The following is a 24214-nucleotide window of genomic DNA, read 5'->3' as shown; positions in this document are numbered from 1 at the left end:
GAGCAGTTCCCTTTACCAGCAACTTTGCTAAATTCAAAAACAGCGCAGCTCCCGAGGTTTTCGGGGCCGCGCTGTTTTTATGCAAACCTCCTACCCCTATACTAGGGAAGAAGCTGCTTTGCCGTACATGTTTATTTCCACAGTTCAAGACGTTCCTGATAATTTTGAGTATAGATTTGCTCAATTTTTTCAGCGTTATTGGCTTCTAAATCAGCCATCATCTTATTGTAAATCTGCTCGACCTCGGCTGCGGATTCCGCATAAATCATTGTCGTGAATCCTTTATCGCAGATGTCCTTGATCTTTTGCTCACTGAGAGCGTCCGGCGTTCCTCCCTTAGGTCCGAGGTTGTCGTATACGGCTGTGTCCCAGCTGGTATTTGCCATGGATACTAGCGCATGCGCGTTTACAGCATCACGCTCATATTTCACAGCTAGATCATATGGTGTGCCATCGCTGCCATTGCCGTTCTTGATGAACCATGTCCATTTGCGGATCCCGGTTTTTGTGGCGAATTCATTCCAGTTTGTCCGAAAGCCCTGGAGTGTTTCGGGGCGAGGGACGTGCTTGCCGTCCACCATATCCCAGTGCTCGCCTTCCAGTCCCCATTGGAGCAAATATTGTCCTTCCTCGCTAGCGAGGAAATCCATGAATTTGATCGTTTCCTCAGGATGCTTGTTGGCAACGGTAATTCCAATGGCATCCCAGCCCAGTGAACTGCGGGGGCCATAGGTTGTCTGTGCAGGATCAACCCCTGGGGCTGCAACATTAAAGGCGTAGAATTGCTTGTCTGTATCGGCGCCATTTTGTTCCTTCAGCATCCGGTTTGGCTCCGATGGCAACCCGCCGCCTACGGAGAAGACGCGGCCGCTGGCAGCCTTCTGTTCGAAGATCTGCGTTTTATTCACGGCCCATTCCTTATCCAGCAATCCTTGTCTATATAGCTCATTAATAAACTTCATCATATCGAGATATTGGGGATCGCGGACATCCAGCATCAGTTTGCCGTCAGCTTCATAATAGTTCTTCATCCCGTACATGCCCTTGAAAACGCCGGTAATCGTAGGCATGTGGTCTGCATTCAAGGTCAAAGGAATAGATGCCTTGCCGTCGATATTCGGATACTCTTCTTTGAATTGCTGGAGCAATTGAACGAATTCTTCTTGGCTGAATGGTTCGCCTTTTTCGGCTTTATCACCATAACCCAACTCTTTAATAATATCCATCCTCATGTTAAAGCTCCAACCCGGATCGGGGTCCATGCCGTACCAATTGTTCAGATAATAGTTCTTGCCGTCGGTATAGCGGCTTTTATTGAGCACGTCCCCATACATTTCCTTAATATTCGGGCCGTATTGGTCGATCAGGTCATCTAAGGGAACAAGCGCCCCCGCAGCGATATATTTGTTGACGATATCACTTCTGCGGTCCATGAGGACGATGTCGGGCAGATCATTGCTTGTCAGCATCAGATTAAGCTTCTCCTCCGGATTGCCGGTAGGCTGCTGGACTTCTATCGTAATTCCTGTTCGACGGGTAATCTCCTGGGCGACGGTGTTATTGAAGGTATCGCCGGTATTTTTATCGAAAAAAGTCAATTTAATTGTTTTTTGACCGCCTTGTTCCCCAGAATTGTTCCCATTAGATTCAGCCGTTGTTCCAGCATTGCCTCCACATGCGGAAGTCAGCAGTACCAAAGCAAGTAGAGTGGTGATCCAGCCTGTTTTTTTCCCTTTTTTCATAGTAGTTCCCCCTCTGGATAAGTACTATTATATAACGTTTTTGAGCGGTCTTTCGAGAAGTTAAAACTGGAACATGGGCAGGAAATCCCGATTAAATTCAAGCATCTCATCGCACATAGCTACAATGTCATCGATAGACAGCTCGGAAGAGGTGTGCGGATCGAGCATTGCTGCATGGTAGACATGTTCCTTTTTACCAGTTAAAGCAGCCTCAATGGTGAGCAGCTGCATATTGATATTCGTACGGTTCAGCGCCGCGCATTGTGGCGGAAGCTCGCCAAAATAAGTAGGAATGACGCCGTTGGCATTGACAAGGCAAGGCACCTCGACGCAGGCGTTCGCCGGCAGATTGCTAATCAATCCTCCGGTATTCAGCACATTGCCAGCAATTTCAAATGGGCGGTTCGTTTCGATGGCATCCATGATGTAGGAAGCGTATTCATTAGATCTATCATGAGACAGGTTCTTGTTCTCGATCATCTCATTAACCTCTTGCCAAAATGCAGCTTTGCCTTTTCCCCAATTTCTGTAGCCGGTAGTCGGCAGATTGTACTTTTCCTTCAGCTCAGGGTACAGCCGCTTGTGGTAGTAGGGCACATACTCCGATCCATGTGAGCTGGACTCAGTAACATAATATCCGAACATCTTCATGAATTCGTATCTCACCATATCATCGTGGGACTCCGTGCGCGCTGCAGCCCGGCGTCTGATTTCTGGATACAGATCCTCGCCGTGGCGTTTCACTTCCAGAAGCCACGCTTGGTGGTTGATGCCGGCGATTTTCCAATGGACATCTGTGCTGTCCATGCCGAGCCCCTCAAGCAGATCCTTAGCGCAGACCTGGACGCTGTGGCACAGCCCAACCGTCTTCACACCGGTAGCTTGCTGCATCGCACCAGTGACGATGGCCATCGGATTCGTGTAGTTGAGGAGCAAGGCGTCAGGGCATAATTCCTCCATATCCCGCGCCATGTCAAGCATGACAGGGATCGTTCGCAGTCCGCGGAACAAACCGCCCATGCCAAGTGTGTCGGCAACGGTCTGATGCAGCCCATACTTTTCAGGAATCGTAAAGTCCGCTGTGATCGTAGGAATCAACTCACCTACAGCGATCGCGTTGATGACATAATCTGCTCCGCGCAGCGCTTCGCGCCGGTCGGTATAAGCCTGGACGGTGGCATGTCCCCCGAGGTTGCGGTTTAGATTTTGCAGCATTTTCTCCGATTGGTTTAGCCGCTCCATATTAATATCGTACAATGCGAAGTGCGAATCCTTGAGCGATGGCGTACACATACAGTCTCCAAGTAAATTTTTAGCAAAAATGGAACTTCCGGCTCCGATAAAAGTAATTTTAGGCATAATATAGACTCCTTTTCAGTGAATTAACTTTTTACAGCTCCTAACAGCATTCCTTTAAGAAAATACTTTTGTAAGAAGGGATACATTAAAATAATGGGCAGCGTGGCGACCATAGTAACCGCCATGCGGATGCTTTCGCTTGTGACAGGTATTTTTTTGGCTTCGTTGGCAAGCTGCTGGGCTTGGGTAAGCATATCGCCGGTCTGATATTGGTTTAGAATTTTAACCAGCACAGCCTGCAATGTTTTTAATTCCGGCTTGTACGTATAAATGTAGGAATCATACCAGGCATTCCAATGATAGATGGCGGCGAACAGCCCAACGGTAGCCAATACGGGCGTACATACCGGCAAGATGACCCGGAAGAACACCTGGACGTCATTTGCACCATCGATTTCCGCCGATTCTTCGATTTCGTGCGGCAGCCCCTCCATAAAGGTGCGGACGAGAATCATCCAGAAAATATTGATCAGACCCGGAAAGATGAACACTAGAAAGTTATCGATCAGGCCCAGCGATTTAACGATCATGTAAGTAGGGATCAGACCGCCGCTGAAATACATGGTGAAGATAAAAAACAGGGTAATGCCGCGATTGCCCACGAGATCGCGTTTGCTGAGCGAATAGGCCAGCATGGCAATGCAAATGACCGATAGCGGAGCACCGATCACGGTACGCAGTGCAGTAAGCTTGGCCGCGTTCAAAATTTCCGAATTCGAGAATACTGCGGCGTAGCTTTCAAAACTGAACTCTCTAGGCCAAAGCAGGAAGCCTCCTCTTAAGGAGTCGGTTCCGTCGTTAATGGACAGGACGAGTATTTGCCAGAAGGGCGTAAAAGTAACGATAAATATTAAGATTAAAAAACCGTAAAGCAGAGCATGACCGATCCAACTCAACATTTTGTCCCTTGCGTTCAATCGGTTCACCACCTTTCTAAAACAAGGAATTGCTTTCTAATTTTCTGGCGATTCCATTGACAGTTAGAACCATCAGGAAGGCGACGACGGATTTGAACAGGCCAACAGCGGTGGCGTAAGACAACATCCCGCTCTGAATCCCGTACCGGAAGGCATACGTATCGATAACGTCTGAATATTCCCGGTTCAGCGAATTGCCAAGTAAGTAGTACTGGTCAAACGCGGTGTTGAGCAGGTTGCCTACCTGCAGAATCAACAGGATGACGATCGTCGGTTTAAGCAGCGGCAGCGTAATATTCCAAATTTGTCTCAAACGTCCGGCACCGTCTACTTTGGCGGCTTCGAACAATTCGGGATTCAGCGAAGCGATGGCCGCCAAATACATGATCGAATTGTACCCCATGTCCTTCCAGGTGTTGGCGCCAGCCACAATTCCCCAGAACAGCTTGCCTTCCTGCATAAACAAAATACTTTCATCGATCCAGCCTAACGATTTCAGCAGCTCATTCAGGAGACCGTCCGCCGACAGCAGTGTGACAAATATATTGGCGGCGATGACCCAGGATATGAAATAGGGCATGTATGAGACGGTTTGAACGACGCGTTTGAATGCCATATTTTTTACTTCGTTGAGCGAGATCGCGATCAGGATTGGAATTACGAATCCGATGGCAAGCGTTAATGTGCTGGAAACCAGCGTATTTCTTAGTACAATCAGGAAATCCTGCCCGGCGAAGAAATATTTAAACCATTGGAAGCCGACAAATTCGCTGGAGAAAAAGCGGGACCAGAAGTCTCCCAATCCAGGCTGATAGTCGATAAACGCCATATATAACCCGGCCATAGGGCCGTAAGCGAAGCAAATTGCCCAAATCGCCCCTGGCAGGAGAAGCAGGTACAGAAACCGCTGCCTGAACATCTTTTTCATCCAGTGAGGCACCTGTCTTTTAGGTCCAGGTTCCTTTTGCACCGGGCGGGGCATCGCAGCGTTCTCGTGCAAAGCAAATCACCTCATCTTGTTTTAATTCGGCCGTATATCTATTATCAATCCCGCAGAATCCGTTTATCTATAACGAGTTCCTATGATTCATACGGAAAACCATCGAATCTAAATTCTGGACGATTGACACGTTCCGGGACGAGGTAGATACTTGAGTTAATCCGTATTGATAAGGGAGGATTGCGCATGTACACCTTGCTGCTGGTTGATGATGAAAGATATGTGCTTGATACTCTTGAACAATGCGTAGCTTGGGAAGAGATGGGTTTTGAGGTCGTGGGAACCGCTAAAAATGGCCGTGATGCGATAAACAAAACGAAGGAGCTGCGGCCCGATATTGTAATCACGGACGTAAAGATGCCGATCATGAATGGGATTGATTATGCCCGGGCCGCTCGCGCCATGTTCCCTCATTTGAAGATGATCTTCCTCAGCGGCTACGATGAGTTTAATTATGTAAAGTCGGCCCTGCAGTTGGAAGCAAGCGGATATTTGCTGAAGCCGTTGAATTTGGATGAATTGCGTTCGCTTATGGGGATCGTTAAAGAAAAATGCAGCCAGGAAGAGCGGAACAGGCAATCTTCCATAGCGCTGGCTGTTCAATATATGAAGGAATTGCTGTTCACAGACAATGACGAAGAGCGGGCTCGGAAGGCGGAGGAAATTCACAAGCTAGGGGTAGCGTACTTAGGTTATCCATTTCAAGAGAGAGCGTCTTTTGTCACACTTCTTACGCTGGACGAGTATCGATTTCTCTCGGAGTTCGATCCGCAAGGAAAAGAACTTGCTGCGGATATGCGAAACAGGATCAGGGAAGTGACTGCAAAAATAAAAGCGCTTGTCATCGAGGTGGATGAACGGCAATTTTTGATCGTCAGCCCGTCTCCGCTGGCCGAGCCAATATTGGATTGGTACCGCGATCTGGCCGCAGCGTCTGCCTGGATGTCTGTATGTGCCGAGACACAACCGATCGAGCTGGAGGAGCTGCCATCCATCAGGAAGCGCCTTTTGGAGCAGAGAAATGAACATGTATTTCTCTATGGCCCCGGGCATTATATCGCAGCGGACCATCAGGACACCGCAGTCTTTAATACTCCCGACGAGGTGAAAGCGTTTCCTAGTATAGAGGAAGGAATGGGCCTTATACTGCAGGGTCTGCGAGAGGAGGCCGGCATGTGGGTCGGAGGGTATTTGCGGACGCTGGATAATATGGATTCCAAGGCGGATCGGCTTCACGAAATTCGCAAAAAGGCGGTCCGGCTGCTCGACCGGATTTATGAAACTATAGTGATTCCGCATAAAGGGATTGGGGAGCGAGTAGAGGACAAAACGATTGTTTATAACAAGCTGGCGGTGATGGAGAGCCTTCCTCTTTTGGAACGTACGCTGCGCTCTTTGATCGGCAGCTTGATAGACGCGATTCAGGAAATGCATACAGACAAGCATATGAATACCGTCAACCGCGTGAAAGAATTGATTGCCGAGGAGTATGACCGACCGCTCACCATTGAACACTTAGCTGAACAGGTGTATATTTCGCCTAACTATTTGCGGACGATCTTTAAGGAACGCACCGGCAGTACAATATTGGAATTTATAACGCAAGTACGCATGGATCGTGCGCTTGATTTGCTGCGGAGCAGCCCGCTGAAGATTCATGAAATAGCCGCCCGGATCGGTTATGAGAACACCTCGCATTTCTGTGCGATTTTTCTTAAATTTATCGGGATGACCCCAAATCAGTACCGGCAACAGCTGCCGAGGTTGTAAACGATGATCAGCCGCCTTAAAGAATTTATGCTGAATTTGCCTATTCGTGGCAAGCTGCTGCTGTTTTTCGTTTTCGCCTCTCTTATTCCACTGCTGTTCATCTCCGTGTATTCCTATAGTGAGACAAAGCAGCGGCTGTTAGAGCAGGCTTATGAAAATATGTACAATACGAACAGTCAAATCAACAATAACATCGAGAACCGGCTGGCCACGTTTCAGCAGGTAACCAGTTTGTTGTATATGGATTCTACCCTGCGGGAACAACTGACGAAGGTATATACCCAGGGGATCGATTTTGTTGAGGCCTACGAGTATATCAATAATCTGATGTACGGAGTCATGATGACCAACAAGGATATTTATGGAGTTACATTGTATACGGACAATTTGACGATTCCGTCAGACGGAATGTTTGTCAAGCATGCCGACGAGGAAGTGAAGGAAGCGGAGTGGTATAAGGAAATAACGCAATCTTTCGGGAATACAGTATACAGCGTCATGAAAACAGACGAAAATCAGGGTTCTTTTTTTACATTGGCACGCCTGCTCAATAACTATTATTTGAATTATTCCTACGGGGTGCTGACGATCGATGTGAAGGAAGAAGTTCTGTATTCTCTCATGGAGAAAGAAACCCAGAGCAAGGATATCTACATTGTGAATAAAGATGGAATCATCTTGTCCACGAAGGATAAAACGCAGATCTCCACGCCGCTGGCGGACAGAATTGGCTCCGGCCCGTGGCTGAATACCGGGAATGGCCATGCTTTTACGGAAGTGGGGGGAGAACGTTCACTTGTTGTTTTCAACAGTATGGCGCTGGGCTGGAAGACGGTGTCCGTTGTTCCGCTGAGCAAAATCCTGGACTCTACTAGAGCGGTCACAAACCGGATGATTCTAATATCATCGTGTAGTGTTCTGTTTGCGATGATATTGATCGCGTGGACGACGCGTTATTTTTCCGGCCGGTTCCAAATGCTATATCGCTTTATCCGCAAAGTGGAAAATCAGGATTTCAGCGAAGTGATACAGACGAAGAGCAAGGACGAGCTCGGTCAGCTGTCTGAGGCGTTTAATATGATGTCCAGGCGGCTTAAGGAACTGATCAATGAAGTTTATAAAAAAGAGATCAATAAAAGGGAAGCCGAGTTGAATATGCTGCAAAGCCAAATCAACCCTCATTTTTTGTACAATACGTTATCCGTCATTTCCTCGTCGGCGCTGCGCAATCGGGATGCAGAAGCAGCGAAGATCGTCGATCACTTGTCTTCCTTTTATAAGACAACCTTAAATAAGGGAAAACGCAATATTACCATCGAAAAAGAACTGGAGATTACCCGGCATTATGTTGCGATCCAACAAATGAGGTTCGGCGAGCTGTTCCAGGTGCATTGGCAGATCGATGAAGCGCTGCTCCCTTATCAAACGCTCAAGCTGATGCTTCAGCCGTTTGTGGAAAATGCAATTCATCACGCCATTTGGGATGATGAGGCCCCGCTCAATATTATTATTCGCCTCTACAAGAAGCCGGGGTGCATCTGCTTTGAGGTCATTGATGACGGAGCCGGTATCGGGGCCGAACAACTGCGCAAAATTAATTCGTTTGACACCGAAGCGGGGTATGGCATTAGCAATGTGCGCCAGCGATTGCAATTGGCTTACGGGCCGGAGTATGGTGTTGCGATTTTCAGCAGATTGGGGATAGGTACTCAGGTGGTAATCACCATCCCGCTATAAGTAATGAATTTACATGCTGTGCAGGAATTTGTTATTATGTATCCCTATGCTGTGGAACTCAGTCAGTCAGCCAGAGAAGGGATGTGATGACAATTGAATAAACAGGGACACTCTGCCTTAGCCTTGCTTGCTGGATCGGTTACATCTGTTGTTGCACTAACGGCTTCCCCAATGAGTACCTCCTTGGAGGTTATTGGCTTCGCAGGAGTGGTATGCGCAGCTTCTATCGCGGGTGGACTTGCCCCCGATTTGGATCACAAAACGAGTACGGCGAGCCAGAAAATCCAGCTGTCATCGAGGAAAAGAAAGCTTATGCGAGCATTGTCAGGGATATTCCTATTCATAGGAATTATGTTGATACTGCTAGGTTACTCCTTACAAGCTGGATCGATTTTGATTGGCGCAGGTATCATGGCTGGCTGCTTGGCAAGGCTGAGGACGATCATACTACTCGCTAGCGGTGCTTTGATGCTGATGGGGTATTTGGTTTACGACTGGCACTGGATGGCTCTATTTACGGGAAGCGCTCTGCTCATCATGCCGTTCGTAAAACATCGCTGGATTATTCATTCGCCTGAGTTTGCTATCGTCTTAAGTTTGGGGCTCTTTGTCTTTGGCAGTCAGTATCCAGGACTGGTTCTGGCAAGTTGTCTAGGGTTTATGGCAGGCTGGTGGTCTCATTTATTTGGAGATATTTTTGGGAGTGACGGGATACGCTCCTTGTTTGTTCCGAAGTTTAAAATCGCTCTTCGTTTATTCGATAACGGAGGGGCTGCCGAACGGATAATATCTAAACTGTGTCAGTTATTCAGCATCGTGATCTGGGGATTTTATGGGTTGGTCCTCTGAAGGGAAGCTCCCTATTTATAAAAAAAGGCGAGAATGTAACGCTGCGGATATATATTCAGCATATAAATCCGGGCGTAACTTTTCTCGCCTTAGTTTTTGTCCTCTTTTTAAATGATCATCGTGAAGATTGCTCTGTCCGATCCGTACGGTGGTAGTGGTGATGATGGAAATGATGATGATGATGGATGAAATGAGGCCCATGATGAGCATGACCATGGAAGTGAGGATGATGATGATGATGCCCATGCCAATAACCAGCGTGGTATGGCTGAGGGTCTCTTTGTTGAGATTCTTGAACACTAAAGAATTCCTTATTCATTGTTCTTTCTCCTTTCGATGAGTAATTAGTTCATCTTATGGACGGCAATTGATTCGTGATACTTGACCTATAGAAATTGGGCTACTTGTAGCACGGTTTCATAAGCGAGTTTGAAACAAGCTCGAGGATAGTTACATGAAACCAATGCAATATGAAAACAGAAGTAAAGCCCTGGTCCTTTGACCAGGGCTTCTTCAAGAGTACGATCTATTTAGCTCGTCTCAGTTCGGCAATATCGGCTTCATGTGAAACGGAGCGGATGGACAATCTTTCGAGTAATTTCTCATGCTCCAGCTGGGTTTGGAGAACGGTTTGCTGGCTAGTTTTAAGTACAGATACATCCTCACGGACTTGATTCATGTGGTCCGTTAATTCTTCTACCTTTGTATTTGTGGCAGCAACAATATGAATTAATTGTTGAATGTGCTCGCTATGGCTGTTTAGTTGCTCATTGTGGCTTTGTAACTGTCCTCGGATTTCTTTGAATTGTTGGTCGTGCTCATTGAGCTTTCCTCGAATTTCCTTGAGCTGTTCATTGATCCCTTTGAATTGCTTGTCGTGGTTGCTTAGTTGCTTGCTTTGGCTATTTAGCTGCTCGCCTTGGCTGGCTTGTACTGCTTTGATTTCCTTAAGTTCAACTAAGATGAGATCTAGCTTCTGGTCAATCATGAGCTCGATACCTCACTAATTTTTTATCCCCATCGGCTGGGGCGCTCATCCTCTAATATTTGCACAGTCGTTGAATTAATCCATGCTCAGAAAAAAGAAAAATAGAGAACGTTTGTTTCTAGTTCATTATACTATATATTTGGTGACAGGATGTTACATAATATTTGAAAAATTAAATCAGATGGGCGACAAGGAAAAATTTTATTTTATTTAATATAAAATGAACGATTTGAGTCCCATAACAGTCATAGTTTTCGAAAGCTAAGCAAGGAGGTGCGTACGAAAGGTGAATGATCGCGAGCTGTTTAAGGCTTACAAGGAGCAAGTGTATCGTCTTTGCTACTACATGCTGCAAAATCGCGGGGATGCCGAGGATGTTTGCCAGGAGGTTTTTGTGAAAGCGATCCTTGCGGACAGGTCGCAAATTCGCGAGCTCAGGCCATGGCTACTCAGAATAGCCTCGAACGAGTGCAACAGTCTGCTAAAAAGACGCAGGAATGGTTGGGTCAAAGAAACGTTAGCGTATTTGCTCTCTCGTCCCGAGATTTCCAATTCCGTAGAAGAAAATTATGATGCACGGGAGACAAGGGCAGCCTTCCACGGGCTGCTCAGCAGTCTGCCGGATAAAATCCGAATCGTCGTTATTCTGCGTTATGCCAACGAGCTGACGATTCCGGAAATCTCCAAGGTGATTCAAATCCCGGAAGGAACCATCAAATCCAGGCTCAATCGAGGGATGGAATTGCTGCGAAAAAAGCTGGGACCGATTGAAAAACAAAAGAAAAAAGGAGAGGATTTGGAATGGAGCAATTCCGTGAACATGAAATAAAGCAGCGTCTGCAGGGAGAACCGGAGCCAAATTACGGTGCGATGTGGACGGCGATCGAGCAGGAAGCTTTCAATCGGAAATTGGACCAATCGCCGAATAGCTCACGGGGATCAAAGAAGCAATGGATTTCTGCAGTCGTCATGGCTAGCTGTTTCCTGATCATCGGGGTGCCCGTGTTTGCAAGCGTGGCACTCAATTGGGACGGTTTAAGCGGCGGAAAAAGCATAACGACAGCTTTAAACCAGGGGTATGGTCAGCAATATGACAAGCAGGCGGTCAGCGAAGGGGTAACTATGGGACTTCATGGCGTCGTGGCGGACGACAATAAAATGAAGCTTCTTGTTTCGATGGATTCGGATCCAACTGGTACGGCATTCGATGCTATTGAATTTGAGCATATCCAAATTGCTGATGCTTCCGGCAAAAGTGTGCCGCTGCAGGGCCATTTCCAATATGATGAGCAAAGCGGCAAGCTGCTTGGCATTTATGAAGCGCCAAATGAGCTAAAGGGGAGAAAACAATATGTGCTATCCGCTGAGGATCTCGTTTTTTATCAATATGCAGAGGTTCCTCTAAAAGCTATCCCTCAGACGGGGCAGACAATTCTTACGGATACTAGTCGTTATCCAAGCCTCGACTTCGAATCAGTACAGCGATCTGATGGACACTTTATTGTCCGCTACAATGTTAAGGCTTCTGAAGCGAACGCGGAGCGCTGGGACCCGCATCTGATTCTTAAAACAAACAAGGGAAGAACCGATCAGGGCATGCGGACGATTCTTCCTTATGAAGGTCCTGGATTACTGATCCAGCAGGAGTTTGAGCTTTCTGAGCAGGAATGGGCGGAAGCAGAGTTTGACTTCAGCTACCTGCACGAGGCGCGCCGGGAAGAGGGAAGCTGGCAAATCGATTTTGAAGCGGATGGCAAGAAGGCGGCGGAGGTTCTTTTGTCCCGCAAGCTCCTCAATAACGCTGAGTTTGAGCACATAACGGGAAAAGCCTTGCAGAAGCTGATAATTACACCGCTGGAAATTAGAATCGCCTACCTGGAAGACCAGTCGATGGAACGCATGAAGGAGGGCTCTGTTTGGTATGACACGGTTCGGCTTGAGGTAGACGGCAAAGAGATTGAGGGCGTTTTTTACCTTATAGGAGATGGGCCGAACAATTATCAGCATGTTTACCAATTCAGTTCCCCGGAGTGGTATAAAGATTGGTCAGATGCTTCACTTAAATTGATTCTTAAGGATCCGGTCGTTACAAAACGTGATAAATCCAAAAATTGGGTCGAACTTCATCAGCCTAACAAAGAAAAACAGTATGTGGAGATGAAAGTCGAGGATTTCCATGTTAAATTCACATACTATATGGATGGCAAAGACCTTGTTGTGGAATCGGAATCGGATGATCCGCATTTTAAAGGGATCAGCCAGACGATGCTGCGTGTAGCTGGGGAAGACGTCTACCCTCAAATGGCTGCTTCCGGCCCGAACGGATCGGGCAAAAAAGCTGAACGGTACGAGAACCTGAATATATCAGAAGTATTGGAGTTAAACCCGGGTTTTTATCGATATATGGATTCTGCACGGGAGATTGAAGTGCAATTGATTGAAACGAAATAACCTATAAGTTTTTAGAGTTAAAACATCTTAATATTCTCTTGCGAGACTGCTCTATCACTGAGATAGGGTGGTCTTTTTAATACTCCTGAGCAGCAAAATTGTAATTACAATTGGATTCAACTATCCTTAACAGTAGTTACATAAAAATTGAATATTGCAGTATCTATAGTCGCAATCTAACAGAGTATGAACATTCAGGAGGGATTTTGATGAAGCTTCAGAATCAAGTGGCGATCGTAACCGGGGCAGCGTCCGGAATGGGAAAACAAATCGCGTTGCTTTTTGCGAAAGAGGGAGCGAAGGTAGCCGTATCCGATTTGAATTTGGATGGAGCAAACGCCACGGTTCAGGAAATCACGTCACAGGGTGGAACAGCCTTTGCGATTAAAACGAATGTTGCTGCAGAAGAAGATGTTCAACATCTAATCGATACGACGGTAAATACCTATGGAACGGTCGATATTTTAGTTAACAATGCGGGTATTATGGACAATATGGAACCTGCAGGCGACATAACGGACGAACAATGGGAAAGAGTCTTTGCTGTGAATACGACTAGCGTAATGCGCTCGACCCGCAAAGTGCTGCCGATTTTCCTGGAGAAGCAGAGGGGAATCATCATCAACGTCGCTTCGGTAGGCGGGTTGCAAGGCGCTCGCGCTGGTGCGGCATATACGGCTTCCAAGCATGCTGTCATCGGATTTACTAAAAATACGGGCTTCATGTACGCGACACAAGGCATTCGCTGCAACGCGATTGCTCCGGGGGGAGTGGAAACGAACATTAGCTCATCAATGACAGGCATCAATCAATTTGGAGCTTCAAGGCAGCAGCTCGGCATGGCAATCAACCCGCGCATGGGAAAAGCTGAGGAAATTGCCAAGGTGGCTTTGTTCCTGGCATCCGAGGATTCGAGCTTTGTGAACGGTACAGTCATCTCGGCCGATGCTGGCTGGACGGCTTATTAAAAGAATAACATTACATTACAAAGCTGATGCTCTTTGTGAAAAATTGGTTAATAGTGCGGCTCCGATATGTCCGGGGTCGTATTTTTTTGGCCCGTTATCCAAACTGGCTAAATACAGGAAGTCTGTTTACTCAAAGAATTGAATTGAGTCTTGCTTGCTTTATATAGTAAGCTAATTCAAAAAGCGATATCACATCGAGGTGCCTACTTATGAAGCGTTTTATTCAGTCTAGCATTAGAAATAAATTAATATTGCTACTGCTATTTTCTGTTGTGGTACCAATTGCTACCTCCAATATTATTACTTATATTTATACAAAGAATTCGCTTAAAAATCAGGCGATTGAGATTAATAAGAAACTAATTGCTGAGGGTAAGGAAAATTTATTAAACTACCTGAATACGATCGAAAACTCCACATTCACACTTTATTCTAATGTGACATTGGAGAGTATTTTGAATCGGGGCTGGACGGACAGTCAAAGTGAATCTTATATTATGACTGCGATGCAGTTAGTATCCCGATCTGCTGAAGAAATTCATCAGGTCTATTTGAGCGTAAATACCAATAACCGTTCATATTTACTCTATAAAGATAAGTATACGAAAGGATTTACTGATTACGAGCCAACATGGAATGAACAGATTAATCCATACGGTGCATATGTTGAGTCTACACATCAAAGCCATAGTTTTGGCTTAGAGCCAGTTACTCCTGCTGACAATAAGATGGTCTTTACGATACATCGCCCCTTATATCTTATTCCATCCACTGAACAGATCGGCATGATATCAGTTGATATCGAGCTTGATATTGTTGAAAATTTAGTAGCTAGATTATTTGATAGCAAAAAAGAAGAATTATATATTCTGGACAAAGAGGGAAGGGTTGTTTACTCATCCGAGGATTCGCTGGTCGGGGGTGTCTTGAATGAACCATGGGCACATCAAATCGTTATGTCGACTGAATCATTGGGGAGTCTGGAACTGAACACAGCAGAATTTTCAGGAATTACGATATATTCTAAAATAGAATCTTCCATGGTTGAATGGACTATAGTTAAAAGGGTTCCAGACGCTTCTTTATATGCCAATGCGCGTCAATTGGGGCTTATCAATTCATGGGTGGCTATTATATTTCTTGTAGTTGCTTTAGCAGCTATGGTTGTCGTTTCTTACCATTTTACTAAGCCGATTAAGGAACTGATTCGATGGAGTAATGCCATACAAGCGGGTAAGCTGGAGGAAACAATAAATATAAATAGAACCGACGAGATTGGCAGCTTGGCACGAAGATTTAAGTCGATGATGCAAACCATCAATGAACTCATCCTAAGAGGGTATAAATTAAGCTTGGCTAATAAAACGAATGAGTTAAAAATACTGCAGGCACAAATCAATCCACATTTTATGTATAATTCACTGCAATCTATAGGTGCGCTGGCTTTGGAATATAAGGTGCCGAAGGTATATATGCTGTTAATGTCCATGGGCCAAATTATGCATTACAGTATGAATTCCAAAGAAACTACAGTGCCCTTATCGAAGGAAATGGAGTACGTTCATTACTATTTAGTGTTACAAAAGCAGCGTTTTGAAGATGATTTATATTTTGATATGCATGTTGATGAGGAAACCAAAAATATAGCCGTTCCCAAGATGATTGTGCAGCCTATTGTTGAAAACTATTTTAAACATGGGAAACATAGTTCTGCTCTGGCTGGACATATTAAAATTCATACTTATTTGGATGACGAAGTTCTTACTATAGTAGTGGAAGATAACGGCATTGGCATTCAAGAGGAGAAGTTGCGCCAATTGCGCAGTGAATTATCCCGGATTCAAAACAGTGCAATTGATAGAACAGAGCATATAGGCCTAATGAATGTATTAAATAGGCTGCGGCTGTACCATGGTAATCAGGCTGAGCTGGAGTTGGAAAATATAGAAAATGGAGGATTAAAGGTCACCATACTTATCCCGTTATATTTGAATGAGGAGGATGAGACCACAAAATCGTCCACCTAAACACTCAGATAAATCAGTGTAGCTCCCTGATATTAGGTTTTATACTGGTAGTGTCAAAGATACCTTTGAGTGACACCAGTGATACCTAATAATAATGAGATGGGGGCTGATTTTTGGTGATTGATCTTAAAGGAAAACCATTTTATTTGAACGATGAAGGAGTAAATTGGGTAGAAGAAACACTTGCAGGAATGAGTCTCGAAGATAAGGTTGGGCAATTATTTTGTGAAATTGTATGGGATAAGCCCGGGATGGATATTGACAGCTTATTTGAGACGATTCAGCCAGGCGGTATTATGTTCAGACCGGATTCGGGAAAAAATATTCAAAATTCAATCAGATATTTACAGCGGAAATCAAAAATACCGATGCTGATTGCCGGAAATCTGGAACGTGGCGGCAGCGGGGGCAATGGCGGGCTTAAAGACGGAACATATTACGGCTCGCCGATGCAGGTGGCCGCTACCGATGATGAGGAATGCGGGTACAGGCTTGGACTTATAGCTTGCCGAGAAGGTGCAGCGGTTGGGATTAACTGGACATTCGAGCCTATTATTGATATTGATTTAAATTACAATAATCCCATTACTAATGTTCGTACATTTGGTTCAGATCCGGAGCGGATAGTAAAAATGGCTAAGGGATACATGAAAGCTGCATATGAGAATGAAATGGCGGTTTCTATCAAGCATTGGCCAGGAGATGGCGTTGACTTTAGAGATCAGCATCTACTAGCCAGCGTAAATTCAATGTCGGTTAAGGAATGGGATGACACCTTCGGTAAAGTATATAAGCAGATGATTGATGCGGGGGCTAACACTTTAATGGCCTCTCATATTAAGCTGCCGGCCTACTCCAGGAAATTGAACCCGGACATCAAGGATCAAGATATTATGCCAGCATCACTGTCGCATGAGCTTAATAATAAGCTGCTGCGTGAGCAGTTAGGGTTTAATGGGCTTATTGTTAGCGATGCAACCCAAATGGCAGGGTTCACGGTAGCTATGAAGCGTGAGGAAGCTGTTCCTACAGCTATTGCTGCTGGTTGCGATATGTTCTTGTTTACAATCAATCACAAAGAAGATGTCGATTATATGTTTAAAGGGATCGAAAGAGGCATCCTTAGCACGGAAAGGTTAAATGAGGCCGTTACTCGCATTCTTGCACTTAAAGCTTCGCTTAAATTACACGAAAAGCAAGCAAGCCATACGCTTGTCCCAGATGAGAGCGCTTTAGCTGTGTTGAAATGTGATGAACATATACAGTGGGCCAGGGAGTGTGCTGACCAAGCTATTACGCTTGTGAAGAACACACAGGAATTGATTCCGATATCGCCTGAAAGCTATAAAAATATTCTCCTCTGTGTAGTTACTAATGAGCCAACGGATGATAATGGTTTTACACCTGAAGCTTTGCGGTTTAAAACTCTACTGCAGGCGGCCGGGTTTCATGTCGACGATTTCAATGCAGAAAGTATGCCAGGCGGCTTGAAAGGCAATATAAGCATCCGGGAACTGGGGAAGAAGTATGACCTCGTTCTTTACTACGCTAATATGCGAGTGGCAAGCAACCAAACAAGCGTAAGAATTACCTGGTCTGACTTTTTGGGCGAAGACGCTCCGAAATATGCAATGGATATCCCTGTTGTTTTTATTTCTGCATCCAATCCGTACCATCTTCTGGATGTGCCTATGGTTTCAACCTATATCAATGCTTATAGTTCTAATACTTATGTAGTCGAAGCTTTGGTGGAAAAATTAACAGGGAAGTCGGAGTTTAAGGGGATTAACCCTGTAGATCCATTCTGCGGACTTTGGGATACAAGACTATAGACGGGAAACGAAGGTATTTTTTGGTGATGATTATCAGAGTATTATCCAAAATGATTATGATAGCTTTCGGGCTAATGCTCCTAGCTATGGGAGTTGTAATGTATTTGAAATCTGGATGGGGAGTTGATTCCTTTACCGTATTTAGTGAGGGATTGGCTAAAACCTTTAACATCTCCATTGGAAGCGCGTTACAGATTTTTCTCATCTCACTAGTCATTGTTGTGTTTTTCATTGATCGGTCAAGGCTGGGAATAGGTACGATTATGCATGCTCTCTTGGTTGGCTTTTTCATAGATTTATTGCTTCAGTACAATTTTCCTTCCCCGCAGACTATTTTTTTATCTTTATTTGTACTTCTAATGGGCATCCTCTGTGTCGGAAGCGGCCTGGCGATTTATATTAGGGCAGGGATGGGAGCCGGTGCTGTTGATGCCATTATGCTTATCGTATATCGAAAATTAAAAATCGATTTGAAGTGGGTAAAACTGGGGATAGATTGTGTGCTTGCCGGGACAGGATTTTTAATGGGAGGAAGTCTGGGTATTGGAACCGTTCTAGGGGTATTATTAACAGGAACAATTGTTGAGACGGTCCTTAAACTGCTTACTCCAGTGAAATCAGACTCTCAGGGGGGAAATGCGCTCTTATAATGCGGATATAGAAATTTACAAGAAGTATAGAAGGCGGTTGGGCAATGTTGAAATATAAAGCAGCGATATTTGATCTGGACGGAGTCTTGGTCGATACGGCCAAGTATCACTATCTTGCGTGGAAACGGTTGGCTAATATGCTGGGAATTACATTTACAGAGGAAGACAACGAGAGATTAAAGGGCGTAAATCGGATGAAGTGCCTGGATATTATTCTGGAAATAGGGGAAATGTCTCTTAGTATAGAAACAAAGCATGAACTTGCAGAGAAAAAAAATAGCTGGTACAGAGAGTATATTGAAAATATGGACTCATCAGGCTTGCTGGAGGGGGCCGAATTATATATTCAGCAGATGAAGTCCAGAGGAGTACTAACAGCGATAGGTTCGGCCAGTAAAAATGCGAGAACAATTTTAAGCAAAACAGGGATTATTGAAGCTTTCGATGCTATTGTTGATGGCCATATGGTTCAAAATGCTAAGCCTGACCCAGAGGTATTTGAGAAATGTGCGAGTCTACTCAATGTCTCGCCAATTGAGTGTGTAGTATTTGAGGATTCACAGGCTGGTATTGAGGCAGCTAAGGCGGCCGGGATGAAGACAGTAGGACTGGGCAGTAAGGAGGCATTGAAGGAAGCGGACTTCGTGTTTGCAAATATGTCCGAAATAGATGTCCCATTATTTTGAAGTTTTTCTAAAAATAAAGACAAACGAGAAGAGGAGCTATTCCGGCAGCTGATCAAGCTGCAAAAGGGTAGCTCCTCTTTTTATTAATTTGAATGATGACTTATAGATCGTTATTGTTACGGTAATCTGTAGGCGATAGTCCTGTAACCTTCTTAAATACTCGGCTGAAGTATTTTTCATCATCATAACCAACAGTGCTACCAACTTCAGCTATTTTCAGATGGGGATTCAATAACAATACTTTAGCTTTTTCAATTCGGATTTGACTTACATAATTAACAATAGTGATACCAAATTCCTGCTTAAACCTACGCGAGATATGCTCGCGATTCAAGTGAAAGTGGCGAGATATATCCGATAGGGAAACATCCCGGTAGTTCTTCCGAATATAGTCGGAAATTTCCTGGATAATATTGTTGCTGCTAGTTTGATATTCTAATACTTTTTTAGAGAAGATTAGAAGATCTTCTGTAATTAAATGCTGTAATTGCTGGAGAGAGAACTTTTTATCGCTATGTAGCGGAAATGGAAGGTAGTTCTTCTCCTGAGCTAAATCCTCCATATGATTGCTTGTGAATTCTTCAAGCCATAAATGTTTAGTTAAATGATACTCTTCAACCCACCATTTATATTGCAAAAAAGTAATGTTATCCCTTGTGGATAAATGAAGGATCCAGTTCTGAACGGCGAGTTGGATTTGTCCTATATTACCACTGCGTACTGCGAGCCGTAAACCCTCCTTATACTCACTAAAACCAAGTGTGCTAATTTGTTTACTTAGTTGATCTTTATATAAATGGATCCTGGACGAAGATGATTGAAGCAAGTTGCCGTGCTTTAGGGCATTTACAGCTTTTTCATAAGATTGTGACAGGCCTGCCGGAAAAGATACAGGTGAACCGAGACCAAATTCAAGCTGACCGCCGGTTATATTCCACAGATCCTGATTTATTTGATTTAAAATACGCGCTATATCCATAAATTCATTCCAATATAAGAGAACAATTTCATTATTGTGATGGATATTTCTGAATGCGTAGCCTTTATTATCGATCCATAAGTATTGATTACATAGGTCAACGACGATATCGGCAGCTTTCTCTCTATTTTTCATCAGGTCGATATCCGTGACGATGACTTGGCACGAGCCAGTATGGCATAACTCGAAAAAGTCGTTATTCATGGCAGTGTTGATCACCGTATCAGGGGAGAGTAAGAAATTAGAAAGTAATTTATCGAGATAAACCGGCTTTAATTCATTAACAGCTGTAACCAGCTCTTGATGTTCAGCTTTGATTTTTCGCGACTCATTGCGTTTTTCAATAGCTTTCTTTAATGCGTCTTCTAAATGCTGTGGATTAATAGGCTTCAGCAAGTAATCAACAGCTCCGTGTTTAAGTGTGTGCCTAACGAAATTGAAGTCGTCAAAGCCACTGAGTACGATAATGTTGGATTGAATCTGCTGTATTTTCATCCAATCCATTAGTGCCAGGCCGTCTTTTAAGGGCATCATAATATCAAGAATAATGATATCAGGCTCATCTGATTTAAGTATTTCGATAGCTTCCTCTCCATTTCGGGATTCCAAAATTTCATTGATGTTTAAAGAATCCCAGTCAACTAACAACCGAATGGATTTACGCACATGCTTCTCGTCATCTATGATCAATAGTTTCATGATGTCCTCCATGTTGTGATGAGCTTTTTTTGTCAGCGCATACCTTTTGGAATTACTACTTTTGCATGCGCTTACAGGCAAAGCCGCTAAATAGTTCTCTAATCCTATTATAGAAGAGTTTTTTCCTTTGTGCACGATCGTATCATATGACTCAATAAAATCCACCAACTCCCTCTGTTTCCTGAGTGTGAGGATGCCAGATGTATCTTTAAAATAATGGATAAGAGCTATTCGCTAACATTTTGAAAGGGGAAGAGTATATGCATGTCGGAAAGGATTCGAAATGGATGCAGCAGCTTGTTTTCATAGGACCGGCTGTTCTGATTTTTAGTTTGGTGATTATAGCTCCATTTTTACTAGGACTTTATTATTCCATGACAGACTGGAATGGAGTTTCACCGAACGTTAACTGGGTATGGTTTGATAATTTTAAGAAAATTTTTATGGAGGACACGGATTTTGCTAGTTCATTCTGGTTTACGACAAAGATTACGGTGACCATTGTTATATTAACAAATTTACTAGGATTCTTTATTGCTTATATGCTCGTTCAAAAATTAAAAACACGCAATATGTTAAGATCTATTTTCTTTATGCCTAATGTATTGGGGGGGCTGTTGTTAGGCTTTATCTGGCAATTTATTTTTGTAAGGGGCTTTACTACACTTGGGGCGTATTCTGATTTCTTTCTGTTTAAGCTGGCATGGCTTGGTACGGAAGCGACCGCATTCTGGGGGCTTGTCATTGTAAGTGTGTGGCAGGGGACGGGGTACGTCATGGTCATCTACATTGCAGGATTATCTAACGTGCCGGAAGACCTTAAAGAAGCTGCATATGTGGATGGGGCAAAGCGCAGACAGGTATTACGACATGTTATTTTACCTATGATCATGTCCTCGATCACCGTATGTCTTTTCTGGACTATAAATCATACGTACAAAATGTATGATTTAAACTATTCATTAACGAATGGCGGCCCGTTTAGATCAACGGAATCTGTATCCATGAATATTTTTATAGAGGCTTTTGCCAATAACAGATACGGACTTGGAACAGCCAAGGCATTTATCTTTTTTGTAGCGGTAGCACTCATCACAGTTGTTCAAGTGTATCTGACCAAAAGAAGGGAGATTCGTATGTAATGAGCACTTTTTTGAACAGATATAAGCTGCATTTTGTGGAAGTGGCTGTCATCCTTTTAGCTTTACTCTTTTTAATTCCTTTTTATTTTGTGTTAGTGAATTCATTCAAATCAATGCCAGAGCTTCTTAAAAACACGGCCTCAATCCCGGAAATTTGGCGGCTTGCTAACTACCAGCGTGCATGGGATATACTAAACTTACCTTTAGCGATTACCAATTCCTTAATTATTACAATAGTTAGTACAGTAGGTTTGACAACTATTGCATCTATGTGTGCCTATCGTATGGTTAGAAAACCAAGTAAATTTAATAATATAATATTTTCATTGTTTGTAGCAGCGATGGTTATTCCTATTCAGGCCATTATGCTCCCTCTAGTAAAAATATTGAATCTGGTTGGAATTATCAATAGTATTCCGGGATTGGTAATAAGCTATATTGGTCTGGGAATTGCCTTCTCAACATTTTTGTTTCATGGTTTTGTGAAGTCTATTCCATATGAAATAGAGGAGTCAGCGATTATTGATGGATGCTCCCCTTATCGCGTGTACTGGAGTATTGTATTTCCATTATTAAAGCCAATGACAGTTACTGTTGTTCTGCTTAATACACTTTGGTTCTGGAATGAGTTTTTGCTTGCACAGCTTATACTCCTTAAGCCAGACTTGCGAACGATTCAACTGGCTATTAACTCCTTGTTTAGTGAATATACGAAGCAATGGGATCTGGCGTTGGCAGCATTAGTCATGAGTATAACACCTGCCATCGTGTTCTTCTTTTTTCTCCAACGCCACATTATTGAGGGGGTAACTGCAGGGGCTGTGAAAGGTTAAAAAGAAAAAGACATTTAAGTATGCTCAAAATAGTCCACCAGATTGCTCAGTATAATCGGTGTACAACCTACCTAACAAAAGAAGATAATAAATGCAGGATTACACATATACTATAGGGGGATGTAACTATGAAGCGCATGAAAAGTGCTCTGATACTAATGGTACTAGTGCTCTTGGTTATTGCTGGTTGTTCTCAAAATGGCAACAGTGCTGGCAATCAGGGCGCAAGTGATGTAAGCGGTGACAAGAGTGGGGAAAACAGTAAAGAAAGTATTACACTCAAGCTGTTTAATTCAAAAACTGAAATTGTTGATCAACTAAACGAGTTAAAACGAGATTATGAGAAAGAGAATCCTAACGTTAAATTACAGATTGATACAGTAATAGGTACTGACTATGCTTCGGCACTGAAAGGAAGATTCGCTGGCAACGAAATGCCAGATATATTTGTAAATACAGGGTATACTGAAATGGAAACCTGGATTGACCACTTGGAGGATTTGTCGAATGAGCCGTGGGTACAAAATGTAGTGGATATCGCACGCGAGCCAATTACGAAGGACGGCCTTCTGTATGGAATGCCTATGAACTTAGAAGGATACGGCTTTATATATAATAAGGATCTGTTCGAACAAGCCGGTATACATGAGATTCCTAAAACAATCACCGAACTAGAAACAGTCATTAATAAGCTAGAGGAATCAGGCATCAAGGCATTTGCTACATCATATCAAGGAATTATTCCGGGACGCTTTGGAGTCAATGTGCCGTTTGCGTTGCAGGGAGATCCAGTGCAATTTATTCAAGAAATCAATGATGGAACAGCAAATTTTGCAGATAATCCGATTTTTCAGGATTGGCTGAGTTTGATTGATCTGGAGTTGAATCATTCTGTTCAGAATCCAATGACTACAGACTATAATACCCAGGTGACTCTTTTTTCAAGTGGAGATGCAGCTATTATATTTAATGGAAATTGGATTCAACCGATGCTGAATAACTTGAATGATAATATGAATTTGGGGATAATGCCGGTTCCAATAAATGATGATGCTGCACTAAATAATCATATTTTTGTGGGCGTACCCAATTTCTGGGTTATTAATAAAAACTCTGAAGTTAAGGATCAAGCTAAACAATTTTTGAATTGGTTAGTAACTTCAGAAACGGGGAAACGGTATATCACCGAGGAATTTAAATTTATCCCCGCTTTCGATAACATTGAGACTAATCCGGAAATTGTCGGTGATTTAGCCGCCTCTGTGCAATCCTATGTAATTGAAGGCAAGACATATGGTTGGCATTGGCCTAGATATCCAATTGGCGTAGTCCAAGAGTTTGGATCAGTTATGCAAAAGTATTCTTCTGATCATCTGAATAAAGACCAGCTATTAGTTGAACTCAAAAATGCTTGGGATAAGTTCAAATAGTAGTAGCCTGAAAGCCTGAACTTAGTGGAAGTCTAGGAATAGACGGGGAAAGTTCAAAATTCAAAAACAGCACGTATTTTCCAAGTACTTGGAAGCGTGCTGTTTTTTTTAGTCGTAGATCTGAGCTACATTCTTTGTACTTCCCCCAACACTAG

The 24214-nt window shown here is 43.7% G+C and carries 20 protein-coding genes; 13 read left to right on the top strand and 7 right to left on the bottom strand.

Features of this window, described 5'->3' with window-relative positions; all coding sequences use genetic code 11:
* Window positions 1-131 precede the first annotated feature (131 nt).
* The 4 genes from G358_RS0100885 to G358_RS0100870 are packed head-to-tail and all read right to left on the bottom strand — an operon-like array spanning window position 132 to window position 4946.
* Complete coding sequence (locus tag G358_RS0100885; RefSeq protein ID WP_019635310.1) at window positions 132-1742, bottom strand: extracellular solute-binding protein; 1611 nt, start codon at window positions 1740-1742, stop codon at window positions 132-134.
* Between the two features lie 60 nt (window positions 1743-1802).
* Window positions 1803-3101: an alpha-glucosidase/alpha-galactosidase gene (gene melA, locus G358_RS0100880; protein WP_019635309.1), complete on the bottom strand. Its 1299-nt coding sequence runs from the start codon at window positions 3099-3101 to the stop codon at window positions 1803-1805.
* Between the two features lie 23 nt (window positions 3102-3124).
* Entirely contained in the window at window positions 3125-4000 is an 876-nt protein-coding gene (locus tag G358_RS0100875; protein ID WP_026341984.1) for a carbohydrate ABC transporter permease, read from the bottom strand.
* Between the two features lie 34 nt (window positions 4001-4034).
* Entirely contained in the window at window positions 4035-4946 is a 912-nt protein-coding gene (locus tag G358_RS0100870; protein WP_240479906.1) for an ABC transporter permease, read from the bottom strand.
* Between the two features lie 258 nt (window positions 4947-5204).
* Between G358_RS0100870 and G358_RS0100865 the strand changes: the two genes are divergently transcribed.
* The 3 genes from G358_RS0100865 to G358_RS0100855 all read left to right on the top strand — a co-directional run bounded on the left by G358_RS0100865 (window position 5205) and on the right by G358_RS0100855 (window position 9374).
* Window positions 5205-6788 (top strand): response regulator, encoded by a 1584-nt coding sequence (locus G358_RS0100865; protein ID WP_019635306.1) that lies wholly within the window; start codon window positions 5205-5207, stop codon window positions 6786-6788.
* Between the two features lie 3 nt (window positions 6789-6791).
* Window positions 6792-8525: a sensor histidine kinase gene (locus tag G358_RS0100860; protein WP_019635305.1), complete on the top strand. Its 1734-nt coding sequence runs from the start codon at window positions 6792-6794 to the stop codon at window positions 8523-8525.
* Between the two features lie 93 nt (window positions 8526-8618).
* A complete protein-coding gene (locus tag G358_RS0100855; RefSeq protein ID WP_019635304.1) occupies window positions 8619-9374 on the top strand; it encodes a metal-dependent hydrolase in 756 nt (251 codons plus the stop codon).
* 15 nt (window positions 9375-9389) lie between these two features.
* On the opposite strand, the gene G358_RS32805 is transcribed toward G358_RS0100855, so the two are convergent.
* Together G358_RS32805 and G358_RS33595 are read right to left on the bottom strand one after the other, a co-directional pair.
* Window positions 9390-9674 (bottom strand): hypothetical protein, encoded by a 285-nt coding sequence (locus G358_RS32805; protein ID WP_157274218.1) that lies wholly within the window; start codon window positions 9672-9674, stop codon window positions 9390-9392.
* Between the two features lie 226 nt (window positions 9675-9900).
* On the bottom strand, window positions 9901-10362 hold the full coding sequence (locus tag G358_RS33595; RefSeq protein ID WP_019635302.1) for a coiled-coil domain-containing protein: 462 nt from the start codon (window positions 10360-10362) through the stop codon (window positions 9901-9903).
* Between the two features lie 286 nt (window positions 10363-10648).
* Here G358_RS33595 and G358_RS0100840 point away from each other — a divergent pair, with 286 nt between their 5' ends.
* The 7 genes from G358_RS0100840 to pgmB all read left to right on the top strand — a co-directional run bounded on the left by G358_RS0100840 (window position 10649) and on the right by pgmB (window position 18976).
* The gene (locus G358_RS0100840) at window positions 10649-11191 is read left to right on the top strand and encodes an RNA polymerase sigma factor (RefSeq protein WP_019635301.1); all 543 of its coding nucleotides are present in this window, start codon (window positions 10649-10651) and stop codon (window positions 11189-11191) included.
* Entirely contained in the window at window positions 11164-12813 is a 1650-nt protein-coding gene (locus G358_RS0100835) for a DUF4179 domain-containing protein (RefSeq protein ID WP_019635300.1), read from the top strand. The genes G358_RS0100840 and G358_RS0100835 overlap by 28 nt, the downstream gene beginning before the upstream one ends.
* Window positions 12814-13022: 209 nt before the next feature.
* The gene (locus tag G358_RS0100830) at window positions 13023-13781 is read left to right on the top strand and encodes an SDR family oxidoreductase (RefSeq protein ID WP_019635299.1); all 759 of its coding nucleotides are present in this window, start codon (window positions 13023-13025) and stop codon (window positions 13779-13781) included.
* 209 nt (window positions 13782-13990) lie between these two features.
* On the top strand, window positions 13991-15808 hold the full coding sequence (locus G358_RS29255) for a cache domain-containing sensor histidine kinase (RefSeq protein ID WP_019635298.1): 1818 nt from the start codon (window positions 13991-13993) through the stop codon (window positions 15806-15808).
* 116 nt (window positions 15809-15924) lie between these two features.
* The gene (locus tag G358_RS0100820; protein WP_026341981.1) at window positions 15925-17640 is read left to right on the top strand and encodes a glycoside hydrolase family 3 protein; all 1716 of its coding nucleotides are present in this window, start codon (window positions 15925-15927) and stop codon (window positions 17638-17640) included.
* Window positions 17641-17666: 26 nt separating this feature from the next.
* Window positions 17667-18290 (top strand): YczE/YyaS/YitT family protein, encoded by a 624-nt coding sequence (locus G358_RS0100815; RefSeq protein ID WP_338042655.1) that lies wholly within the window; start codon window positions 17667-17669, stop codon window positions 18288-18290.
* 44 nt (window positions 18291-18334) lie between these two features.
* On the top strand, window positions 18335-18976 hold the full coding sequence (pgmB, locus tag G358_RS0100810; protein WP_019635295.1) for a beta-phosphoglucomutase: 642 nt from the start codon (window positions 18335-18337) through the stop codon (window positions 18974-18976).
* A gap of 100 nt (window positions 18977-19076) precedes the next feature.
* Here the strand turns inward: pgmB and G358_RS0100805 are convergent, their stop codons facing one another.
* Window positions 19077-20654 (bottom strand): response regulator, encoded by a 1578-nt coding sequence (locus G358_RS0100805; RefSeq protein ID WP_169447415.1) that lies wholly within the window; start codon window positions 20652-20654, stop codon window positions 19077-19079.
* A 260-nt stretch (window positions 20655-20914) separates the two neighbouring features.
* Between G358_RS0100805 and G358_RS0100800 the strand changes: the two genes are divergently transcribed.
* From G358_RS0100800 to G358_RS0100790, 3 genes are all read left to right on the top strand, one after another.
* Window positions 20915-21796: a carbohydrate ABC transporter permease gene (locus G358_RS0100800; protein ID WP_019635293.1), complete on the top strand. Its 882-nt coding sequence runs from the start codon at window positions 20915-20917 to the stop codon at window positions 21794-21796.
* Window positions 21796-22629 (top strand): carbohydrate ABC transporter permease, encoded by an 834-nt coding sequence (locus G358_RS0100795; protein WP_019635292.1) that lies wholly within the window; start codon window positions 21796-21798, stop codon window positions 22627-22629. The genes G358_RS0100800 and G358_RS0100795 overlap by 1 nt, the downstream gene beginning before the upstream one ends.
* 128 nt (window positions 22630-22757) lie before the next feature.
* Window positions 22758-24059, top strand: a complete 1302-nt coding sequence (locus tag G358_RS0100790; protein WP_019635291.1) for an ABC transporter substrate-binding protein — start codon at window positions 22758-22760, stop codon at window positions 24057-24059.
* Window positions 24060-24214 lie beyond the last annotated feature (155 nt).

This window comes from Paenibacillus fonticola DSM 21315 (assembly GCF_000381905.1).
GTDB lineage: Bacteria > Bacillota > Bacilli > Paenibacillales > Paenibacillaceae > Fontibacillus > Fontibacillus fonticola.
The sequence above is the reverse complement of the archived record's forward strand: the minus strand, read 5'-3'. Positions and strand labels throughout refer to the sequence as shown.

What these genes read in the sequence shown, in the direction of transcription:
- G358_RS29255 (WP_019635298.1), top strand. Translation starts at nt 13,991, where the DNA reads ATGAAGCGTTTTATTCAGTCTAGCATTAGAAATAAATTAATATTGCTA.
- G358_RS33595 (WP_019635302.1), bottom strand. Translation starts at nt 10,362, where the DNA reads ATGATTGACCAGAAGCTAGATCTCATCTTAGTTGAACTTAAGGAAATC.
- G358_RS0100865 (WP_019635306.1), top strand. Translation starts at nt 5,205, where the DNA reads ATGTACACCTTGCTGCTGGTTGATGATGAAAGATATGTGCTTGATACT.
- G358_RS0100870 (WP_240479906.1), bottom strand. Translation starts at nt 4,946, where the DNA reads ATGAAAAAGATGTTCAGGCAGCGGTTTCTGTACCTGCTTCTCCTGCCA.
- G358_RS0100835 (WP_019635300.1), top strand. Translation starts at nt 11,164, where the DNA reads ATGGAGCAATTCCGTGAACATGAAATAAAGCAGCGTCTGCAGGGAGAA.
- G358_RS0100860 (WP_019635305.1), top strand. Translation starts at nt 6,792, where the DNA reads ATGATCAGCCGCCTTAAAGAATTTATGCTGAATTTGCCTATTCGTGGC.
- melA (WP_019635309.1), bottom strand. Translation starts at nt 3,101, where the DNA reads ATGCCTAAAATTACTTTTATCGGAGCCGGAAGTTCCATTTTTGCTAAA.
- G358_RS0100800 (WP_019635293.1), top strand. Translation starts at nt 20,915, where the DNA reads ATGCATGTCGGAAAGGATTCGAAATGGATGCAGCAGCTTGTTTTCATA.
- G358_RS0100885 (WP_019635310.1), bottom strand. Translation starts at nt 1,742, where the DNA reads ATGAAAAAAGGGAAAAAAACAGGCTGGATCACCACTCTACTTGCTTTG.
- G358_RS0100790 (WP_019635291.1), top strand. Translation starts at nt 22,758, where the DNA reads ATGAAGCGCATGAAAAGTGCTCTGATACTAATGGTACTAGTGCTCTTG.
- G358_RS0100875 (WP_026341984.1), bottom strand. Translation starts at nt 4,000, where the DNA reads ATGTTGAGTTGGATCGGTCATGCTCTGCTTTACGGTTTTTTAATCTTA.
- G358_RS0100795 (WP_019635292.1), top strand. Translation starts at nt 21,796, where the DNA reads ATGAGCACTTTTTTGAACAGATATAAGCTGCATTTTGTGGAAGTGGCT.
- G358_RS0100805 (WP_169447415.1), bottom strand. Translation starts at nt 20,654, where the DNA reads ATGAAACTATTGATCATAGATGACGAGAAGCATGTGCGTAAATCCATT.
- G358_RS0100830 (WP_019635299.1), top strand. Translation starts at nt 13,023, where the DNA reads ATGAAGCTTCAGAATCAAGTGGCGATCGTAACCGGGGCAGCGTCCGGA.
- pgmB (WP_019635295.1), top strand. Translation starts at nt 18,335, where the DNA reads ATGTTGAAATATAAAGCAGCGATATTTGATCTGGACGGAGTCTTGGTC.
- G358_RS0100815 (WP_338042655.1), top strand. Translation starts at nt 17,667, where the DNA reads ATGATTATCAGAGTATTATCCAAAATGATTATGATAGCTTTCGGGCTA.